The 16,254-nt window shown below is 60.5% G+C and carries 8 protein-coding genes; 5 read left to right on the top strand and 3 right to left on the bottom strand.

Annotation, left to right across the window (positions count from 1 at the left end):
* Nucleotides 1–4 precede the first annotated feature (4 nt).
* Nucleotides 5–1,249, bottom strand: coding sequence for an efflux RND transporter periplasmic adaptor subunit (locus KQ933_RS28605; protein ID WP_216759365.1), 1,245 nt, complete (start codon nt 1,247–1,249; stop codon nt 5–7).
* A 101-nt stretch (nt 1,250–1,350) separates the two neighbouring features.
* Nucleotides 1,351–2,208, bottom strand: a complete 858-nt coding sequence (locus KQ933_RS28600; protein WP_216759364.1) for a MipA/OmpV family protein — start codon at nt 2,206–2,208, stop codon at nt 1,351–1,353.
* 226 nt (nt 2,209–2,434) lie between these two features.
* On the opposite strand from KQ933_RS28600, the gene KQ933_RS28595 reads away from it, so the two are divergent.
* From KQ933_RS28595 to ltnD, 5 genes are all read left to right on the top strand, one after another.
* Nucleotides 2,435–3,184, top strand: a complete 750-nt coding sequence (locus tag KQ933_RS28595; RefSeq protein ID WP_216759363.1) for a response regulator transcription factor — start codon at nt 2,435–2,437, stop codon at nt 3,182–3,184.
* Nucleotides 3,177–4,487 (top strand): ATP-binding protein, encoded by a 1,311-nt coding sequence (locus KQ933_RS28590; protein ID WP_216759362.1) that lies wholly within the window; start codon nt 3,177–3,179, stop codon nt 4,485–4,487. The genes KQ933_RS28595 and KQ933_RS28590 overlap by 8 nt, the downstream gene beginning before the upstream one ends.
* A gap of 501 nt (nt 4,488–4,988) precedes the next feature.
* On the top strand, nt 4,989–9,317 hold the full coding sequence (locus tag KQ933_RS28585; RefSeq protein WP_253958358.1) for a hypothetical protein: 4,329 nt from the start codon (nt 4,989–4,991) through the stop codon (nt 9,315–9,317).
* A gap of 16 nt (nt 9,318–9,333) precedes the next feature.
* On the top strand, nt 9,334–14,043 hold the full coding sequence (locus KQ933_RS28580) for a hypothetical protein (RefSeq protein WP_216759361.1): 4,710 nt from the start codon (nt 9,334–9,336) through the stop codon (nt 14,041–14,043).
* A 304-nt stretch (nt 14,044–14,347) separates the two neighbouring features.
* Nucleotides 14,348–15,226, top strand: a complete 879-nt coding sequence (gene ltnD / locus KQ933_RS28575) for an L-threonate dehydrogenase (protein WP_216759360.1) — start codon at nt 14,348–14,350, stop codon at nt 15,224–15,226.
* A gap of 138 nt (nt 15,227–15,364) precedes the next feature.
* Here the strand turns inward: ltnD and KQ933_RS28570 are convergent, their stop codons facing one another.
* Nucleotides 15,365–16,213 carry an N-acyl homoserine lactonase family protein gene (locus KQ933_RS28570; RefSeq protein ID WP_216759359.1) on the bottom strand — a complete coding sequence of 283 codons (849 nt, stop codon included), beginning with the start codon at nt 16,211–16,213 and terminating at the stop codon, nt 15,365–15,367.
* Nucleotides 16,214–16,254: the final 41 nt, after the last annotated feature.

Genomic DNA, 16,254 nt, shown 5'->3' with positions numbered 1-16,254 from the left:
AACCTCAGTTGCTTTCGGAAACCGGGCCTGCATCGGTCTGCACCACGACCGGGACTGCGTGATCGCCGGCCTCCATGAAGCCGCCCGACTTCGTCACCACCAGGTCGCCTTCGTCGACGCCGGAGCGGATCTGAACGAAACCGGCTTGGCGAAAACCGAGCGAAACCGGCTTTCGTTCGATGCTGTTGTCCTTGAGGATCTTGATCGACGGTTCCTCGCCGGAACCGGCAATCGCCGAGGCGGGCAGGAATATGCTTTTGCTGCTTCCGATCTCGACACGTGCAGAGGCAAAGGCGCCGATCGGGGCCGCCAATCCACCGGGCAGGGTGATCCGGGCGCGTCCGAGCCGTGTCCGGTCGGCAAGCGCCGGCGCGACGAAACGGACGATGCCTGTCAAACCATCACGACCGTCGCCGAGAAAAACATGAGCGACGGCGCCGACGGGTACGACATCGAACTGGGCCTGCGGGATTTCCGCTTCCAGTTCGAGCTGGTCGTCATTTGCGATGGTGAAGAGCTGCTCGCTGGATGAGGAAGCGGTTGCACCGACCTTGGCGGACCGGTTGATGATCCGGCCGGCGACAGGCGCGACAATTCTCGCATAGCTCAGTCGCAATTCAATATCCTTGCGCTCCGCTGCGACAGTTTTGGCGGCTGCTTCTGCCGACTGGACAGCCTGCCCGCTGGCTCGCACCGTCACCTCTGCGCGCGCGAGCGCCTTTTGTCGCTGCTCAAGCGCTTCTTGCGACATCAACCCCTTGGGAACGAGCTTTTGCGCGCGCGTAAGATCTGCCTCTGCTTCCTCCTGCGAAATCAAGGCATTGTCGAGCGCGCTTGAGGCCTGCCCGAGTTGTGCTGCCGCGCTCGCCGCCTGCGCGTCGTTTTGCATAAGCTCGACATCGATCCTTGATGTATCCAGTGTCGCGAGCACTTGTCCGCGGCTGACAAGATCGCCTTCTTCGGCGGCGATCGAGACTATCCGGGCTCCGGACAGATCGGTATTGACGAGCGTCGTTTCCATCGCAACGATCGTGCCGACGACGGAAACGCTCTGTTCGAGAACCTGGGCTCTCGCAGCGATGACCGACACTTTCGGCGCCTCCATGTCAGCGGCGAAACCGTCGATCGGCAGCCCCGCGGTCGCAGACAGCAGGGCGATCGATACCAGGCGACCCGTTCTGGAGTTTTGGAACGGTCGGTCGCCCTGCGACAGGCAGAGCGTGCGAGAGAGCGGCATGAAGGAGGTCATCTATTCATTCCCTGCGCGATTCTTGTTTGATTGCCGGATGTTCAGGGCCGCCGCGTCGGCGACCCTTCGGGTTTTGAACAGGATGCTTTGACCGGCCGAGGTCAGAACCGGTAACCCAGCATCAGCATGGTTTTCGACTGGATCTTTTCCTTGACGATTGGGCTGTCTGCCGCGTCTCCGACCAGGAAGCCCACGCCTTGCTCACCCCTGACCACCCAGTTCTCGTTGATCAGGTAGGTGGCCGAGGCGGAGAGATCGACGCTCTTGATCCCAGCCCCGGCCTTGTATTGCGGATGGCCGGAACGGGCCGATTGGGCCGCGTCGACACCGAAATAGGCTTCCATGTAGTTGTCGTCCGCAAAGGTGGCAGAGGCCTCGGCGCCGAGGATGAGATGCTCCGACAGGGGCTGCGAGATTGCTGCGCCGGCGGTTGCCAGCAGGCCGTCGCTTCCGCCGATCGTCTTGTCGACCGAGACGAAGAGATTGGCAGGCCCGAACGTGTAGGTGCCTTTGCCGCCGACCGTCACGCCGAAATCGATATCGCCCATGCCGCGCAGCGCGTCGGCATCGTCTTCGTTACGGCCCGAGTCGTAGCCGACATTGACGTCGAACCGGAAAGCATCCTTCTCGAAGGCGTTTATCTCGATGCCGCTTGGATCGATGGTGATCCGGTCGAAGAATTCGGCCGATATGAACGGGAACGGCGAGACTTCAAACTCGTCGCTTCCCTCATATTTCGGTTTGAAGGCAGCGCCGGCGCCGATGACGACGTGCCAATCGTGCAACGCCTGGCGGACCGGGCCGAAACGCTCCGGGTCCGGCGGTGGCGGTTCCTGCGCGGTCTGCCCGTCGCTTGTGAAGTCGGCGGCTTGCGCGGCAAAGGGCGATAAGAACAGCGACGCCACGGCGATGGAAAGCAGCCGGGACCGATCGACGGCCAGTTTGTTAGAGGCAGACATGAATGCTCCGAGGTTGACTTCGCGCGCATCCCCCGAAACCGACCTGGAAGCACGCCACGCCTCAGCAGTGCCATGCACGACGGGCATTGCGTGTTGGATGTTGTTAAGAATTGTTTCTGCTTGGGCGGGCCGCACTGCGCCATGGAAACAATTCTTCATAAATCGCGGGAGAGGAAGGCCTCGCCCTTCATGGTAAGGATGGAGCCGAAGAACGGAGGTGGCGTGATTGGTTGATGAGCGCGCACGAGCGGCCGTCGAACGGCCGAGGATCCTGATCGTCGAGGACGATCGTCAGATTGCCGAAATGCTGCGGGACAGTCTCCTCGAGCAGGGTATGGATGCGGAGCTCGCAGGCGACGGCGCAGCGATGGATGCGAAGATGCGGGCGATGCCCTTCGATCTCGTTGTCCTCGATGTCATGCTGCCGGGCGAAGACGGTTTCAGTCTCTGCCGGCGCCTGCGCGCAGGTGGCGGCATCCCAATCCTGATGCTGACATCCTTGAGCACCGACATCGACAGGATCGTTGGGCTGGAGATCGGTGCGGACGACTACGTCACCAAACCCTTCGTTCTGCGTGAGCTCCTGGCCCGGATCAAAGGCCTCCTGCGCCGGTCGGGCTTGTCGGCACAGCGGGAGGCGAGACCTGCGCCGCGATTGTTGCGTTTCGAGGGCTGGCGGATTGATCCGGCCCGGCGCCAGGTCCACGATCCGGCCCAGGCCAGGATTGCCATGACCACCCACGAGTTCGATCTGCTCCTTGCCTTTTGCCGCAATGCCGGCCGGGTTCTGACGCGCGAGCAGCTGCTTGCCGTGACGCATGCGGGGCTCGCCGGTCCGATCGAGCGCAGCATCGACGTGCATATCAGCCGGCTCAGACAGAAGATCGAGAAGGATCCCCGCGATCCGCTCCTCATCAAGACGGTCCGGCTTGGCGGTTACGTGTTTACCGCGCGGGTGGAAGAGGCCGATGTTTAAGCGCCTGCATCGTGTCACGATGACGATCCGCGGCCAGATCACCATCATCATTCTGGTTGCGCTGGTGACGATCATCACCATGGGCGATGCGGTGGAGCGCTGGGCCAGGGAAGATCTTGCCGCCCCGGATCTCGAGAATATCGCCGAAAAGCTGAACGCCATCGCCGAGCTTCTCGGACCCGCCTCGCCTGAAGACCGGCAGATCATCCTCGCCAACGCACGTCACGCCGGCTGGGACATCGAACTCACGCCGACGGCGACCGCGAGCCGGTTTGTACAATCTTCGAGCCACCAGAGCTTTCTTGACATCGTCACCGCGCGGTTGTTTCCACCAGACAACGAGCCGCCCATCGGCGGTTGGCAGACCTTCCTCGATGACCGGCGGGTGATTGCCGCGCGTGTCGACGACGGCACGATCGTCATCACGTCGGGTTTTCCGGATTCCATGCTGAGCAGCGCGTTCCTGGGACGCGGCCCCTATTACTTCGTCGCTTTTTTCGTCTTGATCGGTTTTTTCTTCATATTCGCAATCAGAGCGATCACGGAACCCATACAGCGCATTGCCCATGCGGCGGCGGTTTCCGATATCACCACCGGTTCGCCTGTTTTCGAGGAGAGGGGAACGATCGAGATCGTTGCATTGGCCCGGGCGCTAAACGGCATGCGTCGGCGCATCCGTCTGATGATCGAAGGCCGGACCCGGATGCTGCGCGGCATCGGCCACGATCTGCGCACGCCGCTGACGCGACTGAAACTGCGTGTGGAGCGGATGGGCGACGGCGGTCAGAAAGACGCCCTGCTTTCCGACATCGATCGGATCGAGAGCCTTCTGGTGGAGAGCCTGAACTATCTTAGAAACGACTATGCGACCGAGATGATCGAGCTCGTAGACGTCGCGAGCATCCTGCAGACGGTCTGCAGCGAGTTTGCCGATATCGGCCACGCCGTCCGATACACTGGGCCGAACCGGCTTCTGGCCAGGTGCCGGCCGCTTTCCATCACGCGCGCGGTCACCAATCTTTGCGACAACGCCGTTAAATTTGCGGGCAAGGTCGAGGTGACGATGGCAGAGCGGCCGGAAACCGTACTGATCATCGTTGAAGATGACGGCCCCGGTATTCCCCAGGAATTTAGAGAGCGGGTCCTTGAGCCGTTCTTCAAGTCGGACCAGTCTCGTGCTGGAGGCGGCTTTGGCCTTGGTCTATCGATCGTCGCAGATATCGTTCACGCCCACCAAGGCACATTGGAGCTGCGGCAGCGCAATCCGGCTGGCCTCAGCGTTGTTGTCGCGATACCGAAATGAAGGATGAAGCGGTGATCTGCTGTCGAAGGTTCTTCAACGATCGCCATCCGACGTGCATGCTCGATGTTGAAGATCAATTGCTCCTTGATCTATGGGCCCACGACAAAGGTGTCGTGCTCGGTGTCTCACGCGGCGGAAGTGTGAGCGTCAGGTTGTGATGCGAGCTCGTTGCAAGGCCTTAAAAGCCGTTGCTGTTGCGAGCCAAATTGAAACATTCTCGCTGGTTCAGTTGTCGTTGATAGGAATTCGTTACCGCTAGCCAAAGCGCATTCGCAATTATGCTAATATTTGGTGTAGATTGCCGTCGGATTTATGTTGTTGGCCAGGGCGGCAATAGAAAAAGAAATAGAACATTCGCCTTCTCGCTGCTGTTTGGCGAGAAGGTCACTATTCTTTCCTATCTTTTTCTTTGTGGTCGAATTGTCTTTCTTTTTTCGTGAATTGGTGGCTCCGGGCGCAACTGCCCGGGCATATGTTATTCTATCACTGCGGGGAGGGCGGATGATGGTAAAACGACCGATCAGGGCGGGAGCGCAGTCTCCGTCTCTCACTCAAATACGTGCGGAAGGCCTGGACGCCAGCACGAGCGTGCTGACGGGTGCGCCAGGCACAATCGTCGGCCCCGTGACCGGTATTGATTTGGGCACGATATTCGTCCCGCGCCCGCTCGATTTTGTCGGCAATCTCTTTGAGCAAAACCGGCCGGGCGATGCGGTTGTCAGACCCGATGACCTGGTTGCGCTGCGTATCGAGACGCGCAATCTGACGATCGTTGCAGGAACTCCGCCCCGACTGAAAAAGCAGGCTTCGGGAGCTGCCAACATAATCTTGCATTTTCCGCCCCAGTCGATCACCGAGGAAACGTTTTTCGAGACCCGGCCCTCCGGAACTCAAAATCCTGCCGCGCAGCGGCCTGACGAACAGGTCAAGCAAGACCCCGCGGGTGGTTCCGAAACTCCGCGCACGCCTCCGATCCGGGCACGCATTGCCGGGGAATCGCGACTGGTGTTCCAGGTGCCGGATGGCTTTGATGTTCCCTATACTTTGGAGGGCGTTCTCGACGCCTGTCAGGCTCTTAGTCTAAAAGTGGCGGCAAATGCGGGACCTCGCGGGGCGGGGCGGCGCGCATTCACCACGACCGATCTATTCGATAGCCGCAGATTGGCCGCCTTGCCGGCCGCAAAACGCGCCGCCTTGGCCAGTTTCGCCATCAGAAGCACTCAGATTGCCGCCGTCCAAAGTGATTTCGCAACATTGAGAGCGCGCCAGTTTTCGGGTGGCACCGCGCTTAAGGCGTTGCCACGGGATCGTTTCGATCTCGATGTTGTCGTGCCGTCCAGGCCGGGCGCGCCTCGTCCTGTGTTGCCGTCGGCGCTAACGACGTCGATCGAGTTGCCGTGGCGGCTGATCCTGTCGCCTCATGCAGCGGAAAAATGGCGCCACGCCACAGCTCCTGCAACCTCCCCGGCGACAAGCCGCACCGAACTCTGGCATTCCAGGCTCGTCGCTCCTGATGCCGACGGCAAGACGATCGAGCCGCCCTATGACGATCCCAACCGCACCGTGCGGGCCATTTGGGCGCTGAGCGGCGAAGGTTCGACCAAGTCCATGCAAAGCGGCTGGCCCGTCCCTGTTGCCGCCGCACTGCCCGCGCCGAGCACCGCTCCCTTCCGTATGCCGCTCGACGATTACGATCGGTTCCAGATTGCGCATCTTTCATCGAACTTCTCGGTGTCGAACTACACGCCACAGCCCGTCGATACCAATCTGATGATGCTGACGGCACTTGGCGGCTGGCTTGAATCACGCGGCAACTGGGATCCGTCGGGTCTTTCTGTCGAGGAGTGGGGTCATCGTGCCAGCATGGGGCGAGACCACTATGTGCGCGTCGTTTATCGCGGCTTCCTGTTCCCCTTTGGCCATCGTGTTTCCCTGGTCAAAGTCAGCGAGCGCAAGTTCCACAACGGCGCCAAGGACGGTGAGGGCAAACCGGTCATCGAGCAGATGCCGGGCAATGCTGCATATTTGCGTCAACGCCTGTTTCTCATCGTACGAGAACGCGAGCGCAATTATGTGGAGCCTGGTGCAGATCAGCTGCGAAACAATGCGGGCAATGTGTTCTATTCCCGCCAGTTCCCATTCACCAGCATACGGGTTCTCACGCAGGTAACGCCAAATCTCGATCAGCCAACGGCTTCGGACGTCGCCGGATTCGGGCAGCTTATGTTCTGGCCCAACGTCAATGGCCAGCCATTCAAATTCCAGTTCGTCGCAACCGATCTCGATGGGCGGCGCGTGGCCTTTGATCTGCCGATGATTTTCATGGACAACACCCTGGCATGTCCGCGGATTCTAAACCCGGGCAGCACCAAGCTCGTTCCCGATTTCGCCGCTGCGGAGACCAATGCGGCCATCGCGAACCAGGACTATGCCAATGCCGGCGCCAAACATACCGCGACGCTCAATCTGCAGCGTGTTGCGATGGCCACGAGCGTCAAGGCCGGCGATACATCGGTCCAGGTCGAGGAGATCGATTTTGGCGGCGAGGTTGAGGCCAACAACCAGACACTGCGCAATTTCAGCAACGGGCTGAACCGGCCCGTATTTTTCCCCAAGGTCTCCGAGACACGGGCTCGCATCGGTGCGCTCGCCCATCTCAGTGGCAGCACCAAATCGAACGCCCTGGTCTGGAACGCGTTCTATCTCAAGAAGGGCTTCGACACCAATGTCGGCGAGATCTTTGCCGACGTAAAGAACGATCCCAATATGGCCAAGCTCGACTTTTCGTCGCAGGGCGATCGGTCGGGCGGTTTTGTCCAGCCCAATTTGAAGCCGAACGCCTTGTCCCGTTTTGCCGGTCCGGTCATGGGAGATGTCGGCCAGTTTATCGACGGCAAAGTGCCTGCCGGCGGTGGCTTCCCGACGTCGATCAGCGATCTGCCTTTGCCTTTGCTCTTCGGCTGCATTCCGCTCGGCGAAGTCATCGAGGCCGTTGCAAATCTCGTCGACTCGCCGGAAAAAATTCCGAAGTTCGGCAGCGAAGCCAGCACCCAGGTCGAATCCTTCATCAACGGCCTGGTGCGTCTCTATGCGTTCATTGAAGGCATCGCTTCGCAGCCAAGCAGCATCGGCAATGCTGCAATGTCGGCCTTCAAGGCGTCGCTGAACGACCTGCTTGCGCAGGCAAAGGCCTATGCTGCCGCGCAAATTGCCCCTGTAGAGGCAGCCGCCAACCAGTTGATGACGGCGCTCAACGATGTCGCAGTCAAATTGCAGGCTCTCGCCTCGCTCGTCGTCAACGGAGCCGCCACAGCTCCGGATCTCACCAATATCCCGGCGAGCATCGCGACGGCCCGTTCGCACCTAGCCGACCTCAAGACCGCGGCTAACGCGAATATCGGCGGCGTCAATCTGCCATCGGGTATCCGCCAGAGCCTTCTCGGCTTTGTTGCCCAGCTCGACGCGGTTCTTGAAGACCTTCAGACCCTGCCCGTGCTCGTGGCACAGGGAAAGGCGCTGTTCGATGCGCTTGATGCCATCGTTGGCGATCCAAGCCAGATCGAAGCCCTGTTCTCCGATCCGGCGACGCTGAAAACCCGGGTCGAGGCGGTGGCTGCTGCGATCGGTCCGCTCAAGACGACCGTGGGCGGCTTCGATCTGCTTGACGGTGCCCCGCGCAAGGTCATTGTCGACGCGATGACCGCCGTCGAAGAGGTCCTGGGTGGCATTGCCGATCTGCTCAAACTGATAGAGGGGCTTGTCGGCGAAGAGCTGACAATTCGCTTCGACTGGAACCCGGAAATTGACAGCTGGTGGCTGCCGGGAACGGCACACACGCCTGACAAGGCGCTGTTTCGAGCCAACGATAAACATGGTTTCCTGATTGCCGTGGAAGCCAAGGTCAAGAAAAACGGTGCTTCGGCACCCAAGATCAGTGTCTCCTGCGGCCTCAAGCATTTTGATCTCGTGCTGATTGCGCCGGCCAGCTTTCTCGAGCTGAACTTCGAGAAAATTGAATTTTCCATCGACAGTGCCGCCAAGATGGATGTCGATGTGCTGCTCAACGACATCAAGTTCGTCGGTCCGTTAAGTTTTGTCGAAACCTTGCGCGACCTCATCCCACTCGATGGTTTCAGCGACCCGCCCTATCTCGATATCTCGACCAAGGGCATCGATGCCGGCTTCTCGGTCACATTGCCCAGCATCAGCATCGGGGTGATGAGTCTCAGCAATCTGGGGCTTGGCGCCGGGTTTACCGTGCCCTTCATCGGTCAGCCGCTCAGCGTCCGCTTCAATTTCTGCACCCGTGAGCAGCCGTTCTGCCTTACGGTCTACATGTTCGGCGGCGGCGGCTTCTTCGGAGTCACCATCGATCCGCACGGCGTCCAGATCCTCGAAGCGTCGTTCGAGTTCGGCGCCAGCATTTCCATCGATCTCGGTGTCGCCTCGGGTGGCGTGCATGTGATGGCCGGGATTTATTTCCGTATGGAGCAGGACGCCGCCTCGCTGACCGGCTATTTCCGGCTCGGCGGCCATGTGAGCGTGCTCGGCATCATCACGGCGTCGCTCGAACTCTATCTGGAGCTTCGTTACGAGTTCCAGTCGGGCAAATGCGTCGGCAAGGCGCAACTGACGATCGAGATATCGGTGTTCATTTTCTCCGGTAGCGTAACGATAACCTGCGAACGCAAATTCTCGGGCGCCAATGGCGATCCGAGCCTGCGCGAAATGCTCGGCTTTAATCCCACTGTCCCGCTGGATCAGGAACTCGGCCAGATCGATGCCGATACTGAATATGCATGGCGCGACCATTGCGAAGCTTTTGCCTGAGCGGGGAGGAAAATCGATGGCAACCCAGACACTTCTTTGGACGGTTCTGCCTCATGGGCGTTTTACCGACGGGCCGAATGCCGGCAGGCGCCGGGTGACGATATCCGTTTCTCCAAGGCTTCGGCCGCAGGCAGCCGACGAGCAGGTTCTCAAGGCGTTTCCGGAGTTTCTCGACTGGCCGGCGCTGATGGCGGATGCGAAATTCGGGCTTAGGGTAGGGCCTGCCGAGGTTCCCCTGAGACCCTTGAATCTGGGCGATTCCGATCTTTGGAAGCAACTGTTCGGTACCGCGACCCCGGTGGCGGGTTTCCAGTTCAAGGACATGAGCAAAGTCAATCTGCGTTCGTTCCAGGTCCGCAACGTGCTCAAATTCCTCCGACGCCACTATGGGCGGCTTGCGGTGCAGGCGGCCTCGAACCATCCGACCTTGCTGCCCTGGAAAGACGCACATCCCGACCTCAAGGACATGCTGACCGGCATTGGCACGCGAACGCAGAAATTCAATCTGGGCGATCGCCCGATCGAAGTTGCCTTGCCCGGATTTTCGCGCTTTTTCGGCGAGGCCGAAAACGGAAGATCGATCGAAAGCTTCCTGAATGACGCGGTCTTCGGACCGGGCGGACAATATCGCACCCCGGTTGCCGCGATCGATGCAGAGGAAACCGGAAGTCCTTCAGTGGCCGGGCAAGTCGTGCGGCGTACCCTGCCGGCCGACTGGTTCAACCCACGGCCCGGCGGACCCAACACGCCGCTTGTCGGCGCGCCGGACGCTTCGCTCATGGATCAGTTCGCCAGCGCGGACGAATATGCCTACTATCAAGCCAATCGTTTTTACAACCGTGAACCGCCGAGTGCGGCCGAGCGCGCCATGCGCCGTCCGTCCTATGCCGATATTCCGGCACCGCCGAAAGTGCCCGATTTCGATTTTCACCGGATCGTCGCTTCGTATGCAGACTATCCGTCCCTGCTGCGTGCGCTCGGGCTTTTGATCGATTGCGTGATCGAAGACGATGAGCCATTCGACCAGGCCATCGCCGCCGGCGGCGGCATTGGCAAGGGGCTGATGTCGCTGCTGGTCAGTCTGCCGGGCGGCCACGACCCGAATGACGATACCACGCCACGCACGGCCTGGCAGGACGACAAGGAGCGCTTCTTCACCCGGCCGCGCAGCAGTGACTTCCAGCGCGGCCTGCTCAGGCTCGAGGCCTCCGACGATAACTGGGGTCTGGTTGAAAAGGACAAGCCCGGCCTGTTCGACGTCTATCAGGTCGATCCGGATGGGGCCGTGCACAAGACGGTGGGCTTCACTCTCAGCGCACAGAACCTTGTCGGCAAAAGTCTCAGCCTGCGCCAGATCGATGGCGAGGTGACCTATACGACCGGCGACAAGCAGGCTGTTGCTGCCTTGCGCTCCGGCGGCCTCGGCGTGTCTCGTCACGGCCGGGCGGCACAAGTTGCCGCCGATGCCGCCGCCGCCGCCCTGAAAAATCAGGCTGTCGAATCTGCCAATGGCAACAGAATCGTGTTTTTTGCAGAGGACGTGATACGCGGCTTCCGGGTCGATGTCTCTCCCGTCAAGGATGAGGTTACCCCGGGCAAATGGTTCTCGCTTTGCGCCCGCGTCGGCGACTACCGGTTGATCAAATCCGGTACGTCGCTGCCTCTACCTCCAGACGAAGGTTATGTCTCAGGCGCGTCGACAACAAGCACTGCGAGCGACGGAGTAAATCCCGACGATCATTATCTGCACGAGTCGCTGTTTCGCTGGACCGGCTGGAGCCTCAGCGCCCCGCGTCCGGGCCTGGTGCTGCGATCCGCTCCGGTCAAGGATACGCAGCTGCAAAGTGAGCAGCACGCCGTGATCACCGACGAGGCAGCCGACGGCAATGGGATCGCCGCCCAGTTCAAGGCCGCCAGGGGCTCATTGCCGAAGCTGCGGTTCGGCCAGCTCTATCGTTTCCGGGCTCGTCTCGTCGACAGCGCCGGTAACAGCCTCGACAAGGACGATCCGACCCTTGGTGAACTCGAACAGGCAACCGATGCCGTCGGTTACTGGCGCTTCGAGCCCATCGATCCGCCGGCGCTGGTGCAGCGTCACCGGGTGAGCGAAGGTGAATCTCTCGAACGCATGGTGATCCGCAGCAACTTCGACAGCGATACGGCTGCCTATCTCGGCACGGCGGATTTTTCCGCGGCCATCGCCAAGCCGGAATCGCAGGACTTCGAATATAGAGCACGCAACGAGCGTCACTTGGTGCCGCCGAAATCCTCGCAGCAGCAATGCGAGCAGCACGGTCTTTTCGACCCCTTCTTTGCCGACCCCCTCACCATCAAGAAAGGCTACGAAATCGCGGCTCGCGAAGCAGGTACGCTTTACGATGCCGAAGCCGGCGCACAGGTCGAACTGATCACACCGACCTCACTTACCGAAATTGCCAAGACCAACGCCGTGCCGCCGGCACTGCCCGGGCCGGACAATCCCGAAGGCGACCGCCTTTCCGCCGGCCAATATGTCATTCATCGTGAAGCAACGGTTGAAACCCCTTATCTGCCGGACGCGGCGGCGGCCGGTATCGCGCTGCGGGCCGCGGCCGGACACGCGCTGCCTGGCGTCGCCACCGAAATGATCCTCGGGCCAAGCTGCGTCGTGCGCCGCGCTCCCAATCAGGAACTGGTGCTCATGGTGGCGAACCAGGAGGATTGGCCGCACAGCCGCGGTTTCCGCCTGATTGTTGCGGAGAGAAAGGCGGATCTGACGGAATTGCCCTGCAAGGAAGCATTCCTTGACGACGGCGCGCCGAAATGGGACGAGAACGAGAGAACGCTGACGTTTTTTGTTGCCAAGGGACGGATCGTGCGGCTCGTCTATTCGAGTTTTGCGGATCCCCATTTGATCGAAACGTTCGGTGTGCCCCGTTGGACGCTGAGCACGGCGGAGCGCAAATTCGTTTCCGGCATGGCCGTCATGGGTGCCAATTGGCTCCTGACGCCGTTCCGCAATCTGGTGATGGTGCATGCCACGCAGCAGCCGGTCTGCCTGCCCGAACTCATTGCGTTCTCCAACTTTCGAGAACCGGGCTCGAAATTCACCGATCTGCATTCCCGTATCGTTCGCCTGCACGGGCCTTCGACCGGCAAGTTCGAGATCGAGGCGGATTGGCACGAATGGGTCGATGACCTCAGCAAGCCCGCACCGGAGCGGATTGTCGGCAAGGGCCAGCTCGGCGAGATCCAGCTTGCTGAGAACCACGACAATGAATTCAATCTCGATGATGCCGTCAATAGCCAGATCCATGATCCGGCTCGGCCGCGAGCCCCGGCGAACCGCCATGAGTTCGGCGACACGAAATTCCGGTTGATCCATTATCGCCTGCGCGCCACGACGCGCTTCCGCGAATATCTGCCGCCGTCGCTCTATGCCGTGCGCGATCTTGTCAGCCGCCTTGGCCCGATCGCCACCGGCGCACCCGTCAAGCTTGCCGCTGACGACGATGCGGGTGCTCCTGTGTTGACCGATCCGGCAGGCGATACCGGCCAGACACTCGTACTCGCCAGTGCGCCACCCGATGATCCGCGTGTGCTTTATGTCGTGCCGACGTTCCGCTGGACCCGCACAGGTTCCGGTAGCGCTCAGCAGATTACCCGCATCGGCAACGGCCTACGCGTCTGGCTCGACCGCCCCTGGTTCAGCTCCGGAGACGGTGAACTTCTCGGCGTCGTCATCTTTGGCGAGAATGCCCGCTTCACAGACATTCCGGCCAAGATGCAGCCGGTCGTGACCCAATGGGGCCTGGACCCGATCTGGGATACCGATCTGCCGAAGACCAAGACAAGTGCCAGCGATTTCGCAGCACGGGTGGCGTCCGAGCAGCTCAAGCTTCAGGAACATCCGGACGGCACCTTTGTCGAAGTGATCGGCCATCGGGTCCACTGGGATGCAGACCGGCACCTGTGGTATTGCGATATCGAACTCGATCCCGGCATTGCCTATACGCCCTTTGTGCGGCTTGCGCTGGTGCGCTATCAACCCAACGCGTTGTCATCCGCCAAGATTTCAAAAGTGGTGATGACCGAATTCGCCCAGGTTCTGCCCAGACGCAAGGCCAGCCTGCAAATGACCGGCAACCAGATCAGCCTCAAGCTCACGGGCAGGGTGCCTCATTTTGGACCGATGAAGTTTCCGGTCGATTCGGAGTACACAAATATATCGTTCATCGGCGGCGTCCACGAGACCGGACGCAACCGCGTCGAACTGGTGCTTCAAACCCGTGAACCCGAGATCGATTCCGATCTGGCCTGGCGCGACCAAAGCGTCCTGGCGAGCGCGATTGTTGGTGGCGACGCGAGCGACAACCCGTTGGTGACGCCAGGCATCAATCCGGGCGGCATCTTTGCCCTTCCGGCCGCTGCCGCACCTGGCGCGCGGACGGTGGAGCCGCGTGCAGGCAGCGCCATCTCGCTGTCGTCGTCGCTGGACCTTTCGGCAGCAACAGTTGCAGTGCTTGACCCTACCATCATGCTCCCGGGCTTCCTCGATCCGGAAATATGGTCGGTTTCGCTGACGCTGCCCAATACCGGCGGCAAACCGGCGCGGCTGATGCTGCGTGAATTCGAACGCTATTACACCGACAGCACCGTTCCGGAACGGCGCGGCAATGCAGTCTTCAATCGCCGGGTGATCGAAGAACGGCTGGTTTATGCCGCGCTGTTCGAAACAGGCACCTGATCGGATGCTCATCGGCGGCACGCAATGGAGCGCCTCGGCCTCCGTTCGATGCTCGCTGCCCTCGCATGATATCGACAATGACGTGCGCAGCCCGGATGCGGGGAAATGCCCCTCCTATTCGCTGGTTTTTTCCGTCGACCGTTCGGCAATCGATCTGATACCACTCATCAAAGTGGCCGTTGCGGCAGCGGCATGCAGCTGGTTTTCAGTGATCGCGGTTCGGGTTTCCCAGTTCTGACTGCAAGCCACCGGGTTCAGGCATTCGGCGGGAAATTCGAACGTCAGAATACGGAGGGATGATTCAATGGATATTGCTGTTGTGGGCCTTGGCTCGATGGGAATGGGCATGGCCAGATCGGCTCTGGCGCATGGAGCCTCCATACGCGGTTACGATATTCGAGCAGACGTCCGGGCCGCCTTCGAGGCCGCAGGAGGAAGGACCGGCGACACGTTGGCGAGCGTGGTTCGGGACGCAGACGTTGTCTTCCTGGTTCTCGTCAACGCGAAACAGACCGAAGAGGTGATTTTTGGCCCTGATGGCATCGTCAAGGATTTGAGCAAAGGCGCGGTGATCGTCGCCTGTGCTACGCTCGCGCCGAAGGATGCGCGAGACTTCGCCGCAAGGGTTGAGGAAAAAGGGTTTCACTATCTCGACGCGCCGATCAGCGGGGGAGCCGCGAAGGCGGCGGAAGGCAGGCTGACGGTCATGGCGTCCGGATCTCCGCAGGCTTTCGCAGCGGCAAAACCGGCACTCGATATGGTCGCCGAAACCGTCTACACGCTCGGTGACGAGGCGGGCATCGGAACATCGTTCAAGATCGTCAACCAGCTTCTGGCGGGCGTGCATATTGCTGCGGCATGTGAGGCCATCTCCTTTGCCAAGAGGCTTGGTCTGGATCTGACGAAAGTCTACGAGGTCATCACCAAGTCGGCCGGTAATTCCTGGATGTTTGAAAACCGCATCCCCCATGTGCTTGAAGAGGACTATGCGCCGCGCAGCGCCGTCGGCATATTCACCAAGGATCTCGGCATCGTCGGCGACATCGCCCGAGAATTGCGGTTCCCGACGCCAATGGCAGCAGAGGCCCTGCAGCTATTTCTGATGACGGCCGCTGCGGGAATGGAGCGAGACGATGATGCCTCGGTCGCACGTCTCTACAGTCTGATCACGGAACTGCAGTGAAATCGTGGGAGCAATTGCGCGACACTGCCGACGGACGAGACACGGGGGAACGATCTTGACGAGTTCAACCGGGTTGCTGCCACCGGCTTCTTAACCCCGGTGGAAATTGTGACCTTGTGCCAATGGCAACCGTGTCGCTTATCTTGCGCTTTCGGGGAAGGCCGGCAGGCGGGAGATATGGGTAGGATCGTGCTGGATGACGAGCGTTGCGTTCAGCCCGGCTGCAATCGCCTGGAGCCGTTCCATCGATGCGAGCGTGTCGGCACGGTTTTCATTGAAACCCGGCACGCCGCGAGTGACGAGATTATCCTCGAAATGCACGACATCGCCGGAAAGCAGGACCGGCCCCATCTTTGCAAGCTTTACCAGGAGGGCGGCTTCCCCTTTCGTATGACCGGGCATCGACAGCATCATCACGGAACCGTCGCCGAAGACGTCACGGTCGCCGCTCACGAGGTCGAGTTTCGCCTTGCCATCGAGCCAGGGTTTGACGAGATCCGGTACGACCGCGAAGGGCAGAGGATTGTCGTGAAAAGTCTGCCAATCGGCAGCACCGATCATCAGCGTGGCTTTCGAAAAGGTCGCGGCCTGTCCGAGATGGTCGAAATGGTTGTGGCTGATGCCGACGGTTGCGATTTGCTCCGGTTTGATGCCGATCTCTTTCAACTGGGTCGGGATGTCGCTTCTGAGCGAGACGCCGATCTGTGCATCCTGATCCGGTGCCTTGCCGATGAGGCCGGCAGGAAGCCCGGTGTCCCATAGCAGGTAGTCACCGCCGTGGCGGATCACGTAGCAGCTATCCGTCAGCACGCCTTTCTTGCCGGCAGAAGCGAAGGTGTCCGAAAACATCGACAAATCCTTGACGACGACATCGCCGCAATCCAGACGCCAGAGCTCCAGGTCCGGAGCAGCGCGTGTCGGCGTGGAGGCGAAAGACAGCGATGCGACCGTTGCCCCGATCGCAAGCGCAAATTTGAAGGTCTTCATGAAGGTCTCCTTGTCTTGAAGACCCTCCTTGTGCCGTCCTC

It is taken from the genome of Rhizobium sp. WYJ-E13, assembly GCF_018987265.1.
Classification (GTDB): Bacteria; Pseudomonadota; Alphaproteobacteria; order Rhizobiales; family Rhizobiaceae; genus Rhizobium.
Note: the sequence above shows the minus strand (reverse complement) of the source record. Positions and strands in the feature narration are given on the sequence as shown.

Excerpts from the sequence above, each read along its gene's own strand:
- ltnD (WP_216759360.1), top strand. The coding sequence starts at position 14,348 with ATGGATATTGCTGTTGTGGGCCTTGGCTCGATGGGAATGGGCATGGCC.
- KQ933_RS28570 (WP_216759359.1), bottom strand. The coding sequence starts at position 16,213 with ATGAAGACCTTCAAATTTGCGCTTGCGATCGGGGCAACGGTCGCATCG.
- KQ933_RS28580 (WP_216759361.1), top strand. The coding sequence starts at position 9,334 with ATGGCAACCCAGACACTTCTTTGGACGGTTCTGCCTCATGGGCGTTTT.
- KQ933_RS28600 (WP_216759364.1), bottom strand. The coding sequence starts at position 2,208 with ATGTCTGCCTCTAACAAACTGGCCGTCGATCGGTCCCGGCTGCTTTCC.
- KQ933_RS28585 (WP_253958358.1), top strand. The coding sequence starts at position 4,989 with ATGATGGTAAAACGACCGATCAGGGCGGGAGCGCAGTCTCCGTCTCTC.
- KQ933_RS28590 (WP_216759362.1), top strand. The coding sequence starts at position 3,177 with ATGTTTAAGCGCCTGCATCGTGTCACGATGACGATCCGCGGCCAGATC.
- KQ933_RS28605 (WP_216759365.1), bottom strand. The coding sequence starts at position 1,249 with ATGACCTCCTTCATGCCGCTCTCTCGCACGCTCTGCCTGTCGCAGGGC.